This is a genomic window from Pseudomonas sp. HY7a-MNA-CIBAN-0227 (genome assembly GCF_040310325.1).
Classification (GTDB): Bacteria; Pseudomonadota; Gammaproteobacteria; order Pseudomonadales; family Pseudomonadaceae; genus Aquipseudomonas.
Map to the genome: position 1 here is coordinate 94,753 of NZ_JBEOPT010000013.1, position 14,347 is coordinate 109,099.

General features: G+C 61.9%; 10 protein-coding genes. 8 read left to right on the forward strand and 2 right to left on the reverse strand.

The features are described from left to right. The first annotated feature begins 84 nt into the window (after window positions 1-84). Both AAEZ06_RS20560 and speA read left to right on the forward strand, forming a co-directional pair. Window positions 85-456, forward strand: a complete 372-nt coding sequence (locus tag AAEZ06_RS20560; RefSeq protein ID WP_350615930.1) for a translation initiation factor Sui1 — start codon at window positions 85-87, stop codon at window positions 454-456. Window positions 457-678: 222 nt separating this feature from the next. After that, on the forward strand, window positions 679-2,592 hold the full coding sequence (speA, locus tag AAEZ06_RS20565) for an arginine decarboxylase (RefSeq protein ID WP_149411074.1): 1,914 nt from the start codon (window positions 679-681) through the stop codon (window positions 2,590-2,592). A gap of 63 nt (window positions 2,593-2,655) precedes the next feature. Here speA and AAEZ06_RS20570 read toward each other — a convergent pair whose 3' ends face one another. Continuing rightward, the gene (locus AAEZ06_RS20570; RefSeq protein WP_350615933.1) at window positions 2,656-3,999 is read right to left on the reverse strand and encodes an MATE family efflux transporter; all 1,344 of its coding nucleotides are present in this window, start codon (window positions 3,997-3,999) and stop codon (window positions 2,656-2,658) included. Window positions 4,000-4,179: 180 nt separating this feature from the next. Between AAEZ06_RS20570 and AAEZ06_RS20575 the strand changes: the two genes are divergently transcribed. After that, window positions 4,180-9,078, forward strand: a complete 4,899-nt coding sequence (locus tag AAEZ06_RS20575) for an alpha-2-macroglobulin family protein (protein ID WP_350615935.1) — start codon at window positions 4,180-4,182, stop codon at window positions 9,076-9,078. Window positions 9,079-9,129: 51 nt separating this feature from the next. Here AAEZ06_RS20575 and AAEZ06_RS20580 read toward each other — a convergent pair whose 3' ends face one another. Then, the gene (locus AAEZ06_RS20580) at window positions 9,130-9,423 is read right to left on the reverse strand and encodes a hypothetical protein (RefSeq protein WP_133101518.1); all 294 of its coding nucleotides are present in this window, start codon (window positions 9,421-9,423) and stop codon (window positions 9,130-9,132) included. 99 nt (window positions 9,424-9,522) lie between these two features. On the opposite strand from AAEZ06_RS20580, the gene pbpC reads away from it, so the two are divergent. The 5 genes from pbpC (at window position 9,523) to AAEZ06_RS20605 (ending at window position 14,221) form a co-directional block, all read left to right on the forward strand. Beyond that, complete coding sequence (gene pbpC / locus AAEZ06_RS20585) at window positions 9,523-11,853, forward strand: peptidoglycan glycosyltransferase PbpC (RefSeq protein ID WP_350615937.1); 2,331 nt, start codon at window positions 9,523-9,525, stop codon at window positions 11,851-11,853. 61 nt (window positions 11,854-11,914) lie between these two features. Beyond that, complete coding sequence (locus tag AAEZ06_RS20590) at window positions 11,915-12,223, forward strand: MazG-like family protein (protein WP_149411070.1); 309 nt, start codon at window positions 11,915-11,917, stop codon at window positions 12,221-12,223. Further along, window positions 12,216-12,965: a methyltransferase gene (locus tag AAEZ06_RS20595; protein WP_149411069.1), complete on the forward strand. Its 750-nt coding sequence runs from the start codon at window positions 12,216-12,218 to the stop codon at window positions 12,963-12,965. Before AAEZ06_RS20590 ends, AAEZ06_RS20595 begins: the two co-directional genes overlap by 8 nt. Before the next feature lie 24 nt (window positions 12,966-12,989). After that, window positions 12,990-13,595 carry a DUF4136 domain-containing protein gene (locus AAEZ06_RS20600; protein WP_149411068.1) on the forward strand — a complete coding sequence of 202 codons (606 nt, stop codon included), beginning with the start codon at window positions 12,990-12,992 and terminating at the stop codon, window positions 13,593-13,595. A gap of 68 nt (window positions 13,596-13,663) precedes the next feature. Beyond that, the gene (locus tag AAEZ06_RS20605) at window positions 13,664-14,221 is read left to right on the forward strand and encodes a DUF4136 domain-containing protein (RefSeq protein WP_149411067.1); all 558 of its coding nucleotides are present in this window, start codon (window positions 13,664-13,666) and stop codon (window positions 14,219-14,221) included. Window positions 14,222-14,347: the final 126 nt, after the last annotated feature.

The following is a 14,347-nucleotide window of genomic DNA, read 5'->3' on the forward strand; positions in this document are numbered from 1 at the left end:
GCTGCCCCTGCCTGAGTGGGGCTTCGCGGTCGGTGACCCTTTTACGGGCGCTGATCAGTCTTTGTCCTCCCAAGAGGATTGCCGGTGGCCAAAAAAGCCGCATCCTTCGCCGCCCTTGGTGGTCTGGTATTTTCCACCGACGCAGGTCGACATTGCCCGGACTGTCGCCAGCCCGTGGACGCCTGTACCTGCAAACAAGCCCTGATCCCTGAGGGCGATGGTATTGCCCGCGTACGTCGCGAGAGCAAGGGCCGCGGCGGCAAGACGGTGACGACCATCACCGGCGTACCGTTGGCCGAGGATGGGCTCAAGGAGTTGGTCACCACGCTGAAGAAGCGTTGTGGCACCGGTGGCGCCCTGAAAGACGGGGTCATCGAAATCCAGGGCGATCACGTCGAATTGCTGTTGGCCGAGCTGATCAAGCTCGGTTACAAGGCGAAGAAGTCCGGCGGCTAGCAGCCTCTGTGAAAACCACCTCCCCGATGAGCCCGATGCCTTGCAGTTCAAGGCCAGGCCGTCGCTCTCATGGTTTTCACAGAGCCTGTTCCTGACTGGTGTCTAAACTCTGTCCTGCAAGTGGGGTCTACCCCTCTCACAGGCAAATCGTCATTTTCACTCTTTAGACTGCGCCAGCCTCTGAATTGGGTGGCGCTCTTCGACTTTATATAGGGGACTTCGATGTCCGTACGACGCACACGCAAAGACGATGGCAGCCAATGGACAGTTGCGGACAGCCGTAGTGTTTACGGAATTCGCCATTGGGGGGCCGGGTATTTCGCGATCAATGACGCCGGTCGCGTCGAAGTTCGTCCGAACGGCCCCAGCAGTTCACCCATCGATTTGTACGAGCAAGTGGACCAGTTGCGCAAAAGCGGCCTGTCCTTGCCTCTGTTGGTGCGCTTCCCGGACATTCTTCAAGACCGCGTGCGTCAGTTGACCGGTGCCTTCGACGCCAATATCGAGCGCCTGGAATACCAGAGCAAATACACCGCGCTGTACCCGATCAAGGTCAACCAGCAGGAAGCGGTGATTGAAAACATCATCGCCACCCAGGACGTGTCCATCGGCCTGGAAGCCGGCTCCAAGCCGGAACTGCTGGCAGTCCTGGCCCTGGCGCCGAAGGGTGGCACCATCGTCTGCAACGGCTACAAGGACCGCGAGTTCATCCGCCTGGCGCTGATGGGCCAGAAGCTGGGCCACAACGTCTTTATCGTGATCGAGAAAGAGTCCGAAGTCGGTCTGGTGATCGAAGAAGCCGCCAACCTCAAGGTCAAGCCTCAGATCGGGCTGCGAGTGCGTCTGTCGTCGCTGGCGTCGAGCAAGTGGGCGGACACCGGTGGCGAGAAATCCAAGTTCGGCTTGTCGGCCGCGCAGTTGTTGTCGGTGGTTGAGCGTTTCCGCGCCGCCAGCCTGGACCAGGGCGTTCGCCTGCTGCACTTCCATATGGGCTCGCAGATCGCCAACCTGGCGGACTACCAGCACGGGTTCAAGGAAGCCATTCGTTACTACGGCGAACTGCGCAACCTCGGCCTGCCGGTGGACCACATCGACGTCGGCGGCGGCCTGGGTGTCGACTACGACGGTACTCATTCGCGCAACGCCAGCTCGATCAACTACGACATGGACGATTACGCCGGTGTCGTGGTCGGCATGCTCAAAGAATTCTGCGACGCCCAGAACCTGCCGCACCCGAATATTTTCTCCGAGAGCGGCCGTTCCCTGACCGCCCACCACGCCATCCTGGTGGTGCAAGTCACCGACGTCGAGAAACACAACGACGATGTGCCGGCGATCGAGAACAGGGAAAATCTGCCGGAGACCGTGCAATGGCTGGCGGACCTGCTGGGTCCGACCGACATTGAAATGGTCACCGAAACCTACTGGCGCGCCACCCACTACATGAGCGACGTGGCCTCCCAGTACGCCGACGGCAAACTGACCCTGGCAGAAAAAGCCCTGGCCGAGCAGTGCTACTTCGCCGTGTGCCGCCGTCTGCACAATTCGTTGAAGGCTCGTCAGCGCTCCCATCGCCAAGTGTTGGACGAACTCAACGACAAGCTCGCCGACAAGTACATCTGCAACTTCTCGGTGTTCCAGAGCCTGCCGGACACCTGGGCCATCGGCCAGGTGCTGCCGATCCTGCCGTTGCACCGTCTCGACGAAGAGCCGATGCGCCGCGCCGTGCTGCAAGACCTGACCTGCGACTCCGACGGCAAGATCAAGCAATACGTCGACGAGCAGAGCATTGAAACCAGCCTGCCGGTCCATGCCTTGAACGAAGGAGAGGATTACCTGCTGGGGATTTTCCTGGTGGGCGCCTACCAGGAAATTCTTGGTGACATGCACAACCTGTTCGGTGACACCGACTCGGTGAACCTCTACCAGAAGGAGGACGGTTCGGTGTACAGCGCTGGGATCGAAACCCACGACACCATCGAAGACATGCTGCGCTATGTGCACTTGTCGCCGGAAGAGTTGATGACTCACTACCGTGACAAGTGCGCCAGCGCCAAGATCACGGCAGCGGAGCGGACCCAGTTCCTCGATGCATTACGTCTGGGGCTGACGCGGTCTTCGTACCTGTCGTCTTGAGTCGTTAGCGGCTAAACAAAACCCACCGTTGCTGGTGGGTTTTTTTATGTTCGCTCGGCGGACTCAACCTTGGGAGAACCATCGATCCTGGCGGCTCAAGTGCCAGGCGAAGGCGGCCAGGATCACGCTGCGCAGGACCATGAACAACAGGAAGGTCAGCCAGAGTCCGTGATTGCCAAAACCTTGCAGTGCCCAGGCAAACGGTAGCAAAAGGGCGACACTCAGCAGCATGCCGTTGCGCATTTCGCGCGCACGGGTGGCACCGATGAACAGCCCATCCAGCAGATAACTCCACACCGCAAGCAGCGGCAGTACCGCCAGGTACGGTAAGTAGATGAACGCCGTTTCGCGCACGCTGGGAATGTCGGTCTGCATGGCAATAAACAAGTGGCCGGCAACGGCGAAGAGCAGGGCGAAGGCGGCGCTGGCCAGCAGTGACCAACCGCAGGCGACCACCAGCGTGCGGCGCAAGGCCTGACGGTCATGGGCGCCGATGGCATGGCCGCATAGCGCTTCGACGGCGTGGGCCAGTCCGTCCAGTGCATGGGCGGTGAGCAACAGGCCGTTGAGCAGTAGCGCATTAGCCGCCACGGTGGTATCGCCCAAACGAGCACCTTGCACGGTGATCATGAAAAACACCGATTGCAGGGCCAGGCTGCGGATAAAGATGTCGCGGTTGACCGCCAATAAAGGGCGCCAGCTTGCCCAAAGCTTCAAGGCAGCCCAGGCAATATGGCCGGGGTAAGCGCGCAGGGCTTTTTGCGTCAGCGCCAGGCCCAGCAGGGCGCCGGTCCATTCGGCGATCACCGAGGCGCGAGCCGAACCCACCACGCCCCAATCCAGGCCCATGACGAACCACAGGTTCAGGGCGATGTTCACCAGGTTGGTGGTCAACAGGATTGCCAGCGGTGCGCGGGCGTTCTGGGTGCCGAGGAACCAGCCAACCAAGGCATAAGTGGCCAGGGCGGCGGGCAGGCCGAACAAACGAGTGTGGAAAAATTCGCGAGTCAGCTGACTCAACTCAGGCGAAGGTTGCATCCAGTCCAGTACCAGGCCGCTCAATGGAACCCCAATGGTCCCCAGCACCATCGCCAATCCCAGCGCCAGCAGCAAACCCTGCAACAGAATCTGCCGCAACGCCGCACCATCCCCGCGCCCGGCAGCCTGGGCGGCAAACCCGGTGGAACCCATGCGCAGGAAACCCATGGCCCAGGCCAGGAAGGTATACAGGCTGGCGCCGACGGCCACGGCACCGAGTTGATGAGCATGGGGCAGATGGCCGATGACCATGCTGTCCACCAGCGCTACCAGCGGCACTGAGATATTCGACAGAATCATCGGCGCCGCCAGGGCCCAGACGCGGCGATGGGTGGAGCGGTGGCGCCAGTCGGTAAGTAGGGTGGACATGCAGACTCCTTTGGGGAGCAGCATTGTAACTGGGCCTGTGGCATACGCGACTTGATCATTCCCACGCGGAGCATGGGAACGATCAGTGCCCTGCGTCGGTCAATGTGAGCAGCGCCACAGCCGGTTCGGTGCCACTGATATATAGTTCACCCCTCAGACATCCCTGACAACGAGTGCCCCATGCTTAACAAAGGACTGTTCCTGGCTTGCGCGCTGGCCCTGCTGAGCGCCTGCGATTCATCTGATAAACCGGTTGCTCCTCCCGCACCTGCGGCGGCGACAGCACCGAAACAGGTCAAGCCAGCGGTAGACGTGGCGGCGCTCAAGCAGCGCTATGCCGGTCGTGAGTTAAGTGTGGTGGACGTGTCCGAAGTCCAACTGGACGGCGCGAGTACCTTGTCGGTGAGTTTCTCGATCCCGCTGGACCCCGAGCAGAAGTTCGAAGGCAAACTGCATTTGGTGGACAGCAAGGCAGGCAAGGTCGATGGGGCCTGGGAGCTGTCGGACAACCTCATGGAACTGCGCCTGCGCCACCTTGAGCCCCAGCGCAAACTGGTGCTGACCGTGGACGCCGGCCTGCGTGGGGTCAACGACGCCAAGCTCGCCGCCGAGTACGTCAGCCGCCTGGAAACCCGTGACCTGCAAGCCACCGTCGGTTTCGCCAGCCGTGGCACCTTGTTGCCGACCCGCTTGGCCGAAGGCCTGCCGGTGATTGCGCTGAACGTCGACAAGATCGACGTCGAATTCTTCCGCATCAAGCCCGAATCCCTGCCGGCGTTCCTCGCCCAGTGGGGCCGCAACACCAGCCTGCAAAGTTATGAGTCCCGCGAACTGCTGCCCATGGCCGACCTGGTGTATGGCGGCCGCTTTGACCTCAATCCAGCGCGCAATACCCGTGAAACCCTGTTGCTGCCGATTGCCGGCCTCAAGCAATTGCAAGAGCCTGGCGTCTACCTCGCGGTCATGCGCGCCTCGGGCACCTACAACTATTCTCAACCGGCCACGCTGTTCACCTTGAGTGATATCGGCCTGTCGGTGCACCGCTACCAGAATCGCCTGGACGTCTTCACCCAGGCCCTGGAAGGCGGCAAGGCTCTGGACGGTGTCGAGCTGGAAATCCTCGATGCCGAAGGCCGCGTGCTCGGCCAGGGTAAAACCGAGAAGGGCGGCCATGCCCAGTTGCCGTTGCCGAAAAAGGCCCAGGTGCTGCTGGCCAAGCAGGGCGAGCAAACCAGCCTGCTGCGTCTGGACAGTGCTGCTCTGGACCTGGCGGAGTTCGACATCGGCGGCCAGCCGGCACACCCGCTGCAATTTTTTGTATTTGGCCCCCGTGACCTGTATCGCCCCGGCGAAACCGTGCTGCTCAACGCCTTGCTACGGGACAAGGACGGTCAGGCCGTCAAGCCGCAGCCGGTGAGCGTGGAAGTACGTCGCCCCGATGAGCAGGTCAGCCGCAAGTTTGTCTGGGACGCTGACGCTTCTGGTCTGTATCAATACCAACTGCAACTGGCCGGTGAAGCGCCGACCGGGCGCTGGCAGTTGGTGTTCGACCTGGGTGACGGCAAGCCGCAACTCTATGAATTCCTCGTCGAAGACTTCCTGCCCGAACGCCTGGCCCTGGAACTCAAGGGTAGCGACACACCGCTGAGCCCTGCTGACAACGCCACCATTCACGTCAATGGCCGCTACCTGTATGGCGCGCCAGCGTCCGGCAATCGGGTCAGTGGGCAAGTCTATGTGCGACCGCTGCGCGAGGCGGTCAAGTCGCTGCCGGGTTATCAGTTTGGTTCGGTGACTGAAGAAGAACTGAGCCAGGATTTCGAACTGGACGAAAGCGTACTCGACGCCAAGGGCGAAGAACTGCTGACCTTGGAAAGCAAATGGCGCGATGCCAAGTCGCCGCTGCAACTAATCGTCCAGGCCAGCCTGCAAGAGTCCGGCGGTCGCCCGATCACTCGCCGGTTGGTGCAACCGATATGGCCGGCCGAGCAACTGCCGGGCTTGCGCGGCTTGTTCGACGGCACCGAGACCAATGGCGATGGCCCTGCGGAATTCGAAGTGCTGGTGGCCAACCAGGAAGGCCAGAAACTTGCCGCCGAGAACCTCAAGGTGCGACTGGTGCGCGAGCGTCGCGACTATTACTGGAACTACTCGGACAACGACGGCTGGAGCTATCACTACAACGAGAAATTCCTCAACCTCGACGAACAGACCGTCAACATCAAGGCCGGCGACACCGCCAAGGTCAGCTTCCAGGTGGAGTGGGGCCCGTACCGTGTCGAGGTCGAAGACCCGCAGACCGGGCTGATCAGCAGCGTGCGTTTCTGGGCTGGCTACCAGGCCCAGGACAACACCGAAGGCGGCGCCGTGCGTCCGGATCAGGTCAAGCTGGCGCTGGATAAACCGGCCTATGGCGACGGCGACACCGCCAACGTTACGGTCACGCCACCGGCTGCGGGCAAAGGTTACTTGCTGGTGGAATCCAGCGAAGGCCCGTTGTGGTGGCAGGAAATCGATGTGCCGGCCGAAGGCAAAAGCTTTGCGGTGAAGCTCGATCCGAAATGGTCACGTCATGATCTGTACGTCAGCGCCCTGGTGATTCGCCCTGGCGAGCGCAAGGCCAATATCACGCCAAAACGTGCAGTGGGCTTGCTCCATCTGCCGCTTGATCGCACCCAGCGCAAGCTTGGCCTGACGCTCACAGCACCGGAAAAAATGCGTCCCAAGCAGCCACTGACGGTGAAGATTACGGCTAAAAATGCCGACGGCAGCGTGCCGAAACAAGTCCATGTGCTGCTGGCAGCGGTGGACGTGGGCATTCTCAATATCACTGAGTACCCGACCCCGGACCCGTACTCCAGCCTGTTTGGCCGCAAGGCTTACGGCGTGGACCAGTTCGACATCTATGGCCAACTGATCGAAGCCGGGCAGGGCCGTCTGGCCAGCCTGGCGTTCGGCGGCGATGCGGCGCTGGCCAAAGGCGGCAAGCGCCCGGACACCAGTGTGACCATCGTCGCGTTGCAGAGCGCGCCGGTCACGTTGAACGAGAAAGGCGAGGGCGAAGTCAGCGTCAATATCCCCGACTTCAACGGTGAACTGCGCCTGATGGCCCAAGCCTGGAGTGACGATCGCTACGGTATGGCCGAAGGCAAGACGGTGATTGCCGCGCCACTGATTGCCGAGCTGTCGGCGCCGCGCTTCCTGGCTGGCGGTGACCAGACACGCCTGGCCCTGGACTTGTCCAACCTGTCGGGCAAGTCGCAGAAGCTGGATGTGCAATTGACTGCCGAAGGGCAGTTGGCCCTGCTCGGCGAGCCATCCCATAGCGTGCAACTGACTCAAGGCCAGCGCACCACCTTGCAGATTCCCGTGCGGGCGTTGGGTGGGTTTGGCCAGGGCAAGGTCAAGGTCACCGTCAATGGCCTCGACTTGCCGGGTGAGAACCTGCCGCCGTTTTCCCGCGAATGGACCCTGGGCGTGCGTCCGGCTTATCCGGCGCTGCTCAAGCAATACCGCGCGGTGCTCAAGGATGAAACCTGGAGCTTGCCAGACGCCGAACTGGCGCTGTTCGAACCGGCCGGACGCGAAGCGTTACTGAGCCTGTCGAGCCGTCCGCCGTTGAACCTCGGTGAACAGATTCGAGCGCTCAAGGCTTACCCCTATGGTTGCCTGGAGCAAACCGCCAGCGGTCTGTACCCGTCGTTGTATGCCGATGCGGCGGTGCTCACGCGCCTGGGCCTCAAGGGTGAGCCGGATGCCGAGCGCAAGCGCAAGATCGAGATAGGCATTGAGCGCCTGCTGGGCATGCAGCGCTACAACGGCAGCTTTGGTCTGTGGGGCGCCGATGGTGAGGAAGAGTACTGGCTGACGGCTTATGTCACCGACTTCCTGCTGCGGGCTCGCGAGCAAGGTTTTGCCGTGCCGCCTGAAGCACTGAAAAAGGCCAGCGAGCGACTGCTGCGTTATGTTCAGGAACGCAACCTGATCGAAGTCGACTACAGCGACAACGCCGACCACACCCGCTTTGCAGTGCAGGCCTACGCAGGCATGGTCCTGGCCCGCAGTCAGCAGGCGCCGCTGGGAGCGTTGCGCAGCTTGTTCGAACGGCGTACCGATGCCCGTTCTGGTTTGCCGTTGGTGCAACTGTCCATCGCCTTGCAAAAAATGGGCGATCAGCCCCGTGCCGATCAAGCCTTGGTGGCTGGGCTGGCGGCTACCCGTAAAGGTAATGAGTGGCTGGCCGACTACGGCAGCCCGCTGCGGGACCAGGCGATGATTCTGGCGTTGCTGGAAGAGAACGACTTGGCCAAGGGCAAGCGCGAGGAGCGGCTGTTCGACCTGTCGGACCAGATGGCCGCCAATCAGTGGCTGTCGACCCAGGAGCGTAATTCGCTTTTCCTCGCTGGTCGTGGCCTGCTGGGCAAGCCGGAATCCAACTGGACCGCCCAGTTCACCAGCGGCGGCGAAACCCGCGAGCTGAACAACGGGCAATCGGGCTTGAAGCTGGAAGGTGCGTTGCTGGCCTCGCCGCTGACCTTACGTAACGAGGGCAGCGAGCCGGTCTACCAGCAACTGAGCATTTCCGGTTATCCACTGCAGCCACCGGCCGCTGGTGGTGAGAACCTGAGTATTCGTCGTGAATACCTGGGGATGAATGGCCAGCCGCTGAACCTGCGCAATCTCAACAGTGGTGATCTGGTGCTGGTGCACCTGGCAGTCAGTGCCAATAAGCAGCGGGTGCCGGATGCCCTGGTGGTGGACTTGTTGCCAGCCGGCCTGGAGCTGGAAAACCAGAACCTGGCACAAAGTGCCGCCAGCCTGGAAAACGCCAGCAGCCAGGTCAAGGAATGGCGCGAGTCGATGCAGAACGCGTCCCTCAAGCATCAGGAGTTCCGCGATGACCGCTACGTGGCGGCGCTGAATCTGGACGGCTACGGCACCACACACCTGCTGTACCTGGCCCGTGCGGTGACGCCCGGCACCTATCGTGTGCCGCCGCCGCAAGTGGAGTCGATGTATCGGCCGAACTGGCAGGCAGTGGGGGAAACCCCGGCGGACATGGTGATCAAGGGGCGTTGATATACACCTCCTGTAGGCGCGAGCAAGCTCGCTCCACAGGAGGTTGGGTCGTTAGTGAACCACCCAACTCAACAGCCACAACCCAAGCATCAGCCAGATAATGCCCATGATGATCGAGGCCCGCATAAAGGCGCGAACCGCCGAGTACAACAGCATCAGGCCGATGATCAGGGTGATGATGCTGATGATCGAGGTGTCCATGCCCAGGGTGCGGGACAGGCCTTCGATAAAGTTGCCGCCGGCATGAGTCAACGCATTGAACAACCCACTGAGCCCATCGACGATAAACCGGATGACGGAACCGAGCGCCTGGCCCAGCCATTCGAAAAAGCTTTCTACCTGCATGTGTGCGTCCTGATAAAAAGGTGGGCGTATCTGCCGGACCTGAGCCTTTGGTCGTTAATTCCACGGGCTAGTTCCCTTGAAGCATAGAGGTTTGCAGGTTTGAGTTTGCGATTAGTTGCGCGTTGGACGCTGGGCAGTGTGGTGCTGGTGGTTGCCTTGTTATGGCTCGCCGACCGTCTCTGGCCGTTGCCGCTGCCCAAGGACGACCTGGCCCGCGTGGTGCTGGCTGAAGACGGTACGCCGCTGTGGCGCTTTGCCGATGCCAACGGCGTGTGGCGCTACCCGGTGGAAAACGGCGAAGTCTCGCCGTACTACCTTGACGCCCTGCTGACCTACGAAGACCGCTGGTTTTATCAGCATCCCGGCGTTAACCCGCTCGCGTTGGTACGCGCCACCTGGCAGAACCTCACCGGTGCGCGGGTGGTGTCCGGCGGCAGCACCTTGTCGATGCAAGTGGCGCGCTTGCTCGATCCCCACTCGCGGACTTTGCACGGCAAGCTGCGGCAACTGTGGCGCACGGCCCAGCTGGAATGGCACCTGTCCAAGGAGCAGATCCTCAACCTCTACCTCAATCGCGCGCCCTTCGGCGGCACCTTGCAGGGTGTGGCTGCTGCCAGTTGGGCTTATCTGGGCAAGTCGCCGCAGCAACTGACCCACGCTGAAGCCGCCTTGCTCGCGGTGTTGCCCCAGGCACCGAGCCGTTTACGCCCGGATCGTCATCCGTTGCGTGCCCAGCAAGCGCGGGACAAGGTGTTACGCCGGCTGGCTGAGTTTCAGGTGTGGCCGCAATCTGCCGTCGACGAAGCTCTTGAAGAACCGTTGTTGCTGGCGCCACGCCTGGAGCCGAGCCTCGCGCCGTTGCTGGCCCGCCGGCTAAACCGTCCCGACAGCCCACCGCTGATTCGCACCACCCTGGATGCCACCCTGCAGCGTCGCCTCGAAGACCTGCTGCTGGGCTGGCGTGCGCGCCTGCCAGAGCACACCTCGGCGGCGATTCTGGTGGTGGAAGAGGAAACCATGGCGGTGCGCGCCTATCTCGGCTCAGTGGACATCAACGACGCCCGGCGCTTTGGCCATGTCGACATGATCAGCGCCATGCGCTCGCCGGGGTCGACGCTCAAACCCTTCCTTTATGGCATGGCGCTGGACGCCGGGTTGATTCATTCCGAGTCCTTGTTGCAGGACGTGCCACGGCGTTACGGTGATTACCGGCCGGGCAACTTTTCCATGGGATTCAGCGGTGCGGTACCGGCCAGTACAGCGTTGTCCAGCTCCTTGAACCTGCCGGCGGTGCAATTGCTGGAAGCCTATGGACCGAAGCGCTTTGCCGCGCAAATGCGCATCGGCGGCATGCCCCTGGCGCTGCCGGCCCTGGCCGAACCAAATCTGGCGCTGATCCTTGGCGGCGCCGGCAGCCGTCTGGAAGATCTGGTCAGCGGCTACAGCGCCTTCGCCCGCGACGGCAAGAGCGCCAACATTCGTTTGCAGCCGGACGATGCGCTAAGAGAGCGGCCATTACTGTCGCCAGGGTCCGCCTGGATTGTGCGGCGCATCCTCAGCGGCCAGGCGCGACCGGACCGTGACCCTCGGGCCGAGCTGGTGCAGCGGCCGGTGCTGGCCTGGAAAACCGGCACCAGTTATGGCTTTCGCGATGCCTGGGCTATTGGTGTCGGGCCGCGTTACTTGATCGGTGTGTGGATCGGCCGCCCGGACGGCACGCCGGTGCCGGGCCAGTTCGGCCTGGCCTCGGCGGCGCCCTTGATGCTGCAAGTGCATGATGTATTGACCAACCGCGACAGCCAGCGTGGCATCAGTGCGCCCGTTAAACCGGTGCCGATGAACGTCGGCGTCGCGGCGATCTGCTGGCCGTTGGGTCAACCGATGAGCCGTAGCGATCCTAACTGCCGCCGCCAACGCTTCGCCTGGACGCTGGACAAGACCACGCCGCCGACCTTGCAGGCATTGGATCAGCCGTTGGGTGTCGGGTTGATGGAGACAATCTGGGTCAATGCCAGGGGCCTGCGGGTAGCCGCTAATTGTCCCGGGGCGGTATCTCGGGACGTTGCGCTGTGGCCGGCACCGCTGGAGCCGTGGCTGCCCAGGGTCGAGCGACGGGACGCGCGCATTCCCGCAGATGATCCCGATTGCCCGCCACCCGCGCTGGCGGCGTCGTCGCCGTTGTCCATCGTTGGCGTACGCGAGGGCGATCAACTGCGTCTTCCGGCCGCCAGCCTGCAACGCCTAAGCCTGAAAATCTCCGCCCTGGGCGGCAGCGGCCGGCGCTGGTGGTTTCTCAACGGCGCACCGCTGGGAGACAGCGCCAACCAGGACAGCATCAACGCCAGCTTCGAACGACTGGGCCGCTACCAACTCAGCGTGCTCGATGAAGCGGGGCAGACGGCCCGAGTCGAATTCAGCGTCGTTGACTAACCCACAGGTGCTTGCCTTCCCCGATCATCCGCCCGAAGCTATACACCTTCAGGAGCCCCCCATGAACCTCGAACACCTCACCGAACGCCTGCACCGCATCCGCGATAACAACGACTGGAAGCCATTCCACAGTCCGAAAAACCTGGCCATGGCCGCCAGCGTGGAAATGTCCGAACTGGTGGAGATTTTCCAGTGGCTGAGCGAAGACCAATCGCGCCAGCTACCCGCAGACAAACTCGCCCATGCCGGCCAGGAAGTCGGTGACATCGTGCTGTATCTACTGCTGCTGTGCAGTGAGCTGGGGCTGGACATGGATCAAGTGGTACGCGCCAAGCTGGCGGACAGCGAGCGGCGGTTTGCCCATGAGTGATCGCCATTTCGACCAGCTTGCCACCCGTTTTGCCGAAAAAATCTACGGTGGCGCCAAGGGTGCTATTCGCCTGGCGGTGTTGCAGGCCGACTTGATAGAAACCCTGCCGGACCGCCCGCTGCGGGTGCTGGATATCGGCGCGGGCCTTGGTCATATGTCGCTGTGGCTGGCCGAGCGCGGTCATCAGGTGACCCTGGCCGAGCCCGCCGCGCCGATGCTCGACGGCGCCCGCCAGCGCTTTGCCGAAGCCGGTCAGAGGGCCACCTTTATCCAGGCGCCCTGGCAGGACCTGCTGGGCCAACTCACCGAACCTTATGACCTGGTGTTGTGCCACGCCGTGCTGGAGTGGCTGGCCGAGCCCCATGGGATCCTGCCGGTGCTGCACCAACTGACGGCGCCCGGTGGCTGGTTGTCTCTGGCCTTCTACAACCGCGACGCGCTGATTTACCGCAACCTGCTCAAAGGCCACTTCCGCAAAATGCGCAAGAACGACATGGCCGGCGAAAAGCAGAGCCTGACGCCGCAGCAACCCCTTGATCCACGGGAGTTGGCGGCGCAACTAGATGGCCTGTGGCAGGTCGAAAGTCAGAGTGGCGTGCGGGTGTTCCACGACTATATGCCGGTGGAATTCCAGGCCCGCGTTAATTTGCAGGATTTAGTCGAGATGGAGCTCGCTCACCGTCGACACCCAAGCTTTGCCGGACTTGGGCGTTATTTGCACTGGATCTGCCGTCCGGTTTAAGCGGCCCAGTCTGCGGAGGTTGAAATGAAGCGCCGTGTCGGATTTATCCTGCTCTGCCTGGGGCTTGGCGCCTGCCAGAGCAACAACCCTTATGTAGCTGCCTCCAACCCCATTCCTGCGGCGCCTGCCCAGGCAGCCAATACCTTTGATGCCAGCGCCTACCCGGCGCCAGTGCGCGACTATGGCGCCTACCGCAACTGGGCCTGGCGCAACGGCCAGTTGCCGGCGGGCTCGGCTTGGGCCGACTCGGCGCAGATTGCCGAAGCGGTCAGTGGCGCCCTGGATCAACGCGGCTTGCGCCCGATGCATGACAACCGCGTGCCCGACCTGTTGGTCAGCGCTGATGTGCACCAGGAAAAACGCCTGCGTCAGGTCCAGGACGACTATGGTTATGGCTACGGCGGCTACAACCGCTATGGCAACGGTTACGGCATGTACAACTCGGTGCCGATGGTGCGCACCTATGAAGTGCAGGTCGTGGTGGTGCGGGTCAATTTGTTTGATGCCCGCAGCGGCCAGCCAGTCTGGAGCGCCAGCGCTGAAACCAGCAGCCAGGGAAGTCTGAGTGAACGCGGTGATGCCTTGCGCCAGGCTGTGCAAAAGGCAATGACGGCGTATCCTCCAAGTTAACAACTATTCTCATCTCAGGCTCAGATAGCGCCTCAGATAGCCCTCAAATAGCCTCTTGGAGAACAATCATGTTGCGTCGTATCGCTTTGCTTGCTTTTGCCGTGCTGCTGGGCGGCTGCCAGACGAATCAGGTCAACCACGACTTTGATGCCAGCCGCGATTTTGGTGCCTACCGCAGTTGGAGCTGGAAAGACCCCGCGTTGCAGTACCGTCCCGATGATCCGCGGATCAAGAGCGACCTCACCGAACAGCGCATCCGCCAGGCAGTAGGCGAGCAACTGGAACAGCGTGGCTTGCGTCCTGCCGCAGCGGGCACCAAGGCTGACCTGAACGTGCAGACTTACCTGATCGTCGAGGATCGCCAGCAACAAGTCACCACCAACTACGGTGGCGCCTGGGGCGGGCCGTGGAACGGATACTGGGGCGCGCCGATGTACAACGAAACCCGCAACATCACCTACAAGGTTGCGACCATTCAGATCGACCTGCTGGACGGCAAGGACGGCAAGCTGGTGTGGCGCGGCAGCGATGAGCAAATGATGAGCAGCACGCCTAATCCACAGGACCGTAGTGCGGCTGTTCGGGCGACGGTGGCCAAGGTTCTTTCCAACTATCCACCGCGTTGATTACCTGAAGCGGTCCTGAAAATACCGCAAATTTCAGTTCACACCACTCCAGGAGTCGGTAAAAGTGGCGACATGCCAGCGTACTCCCCAACCCTTGTCTACACTGCTGTTCAACACAGGAGAGTA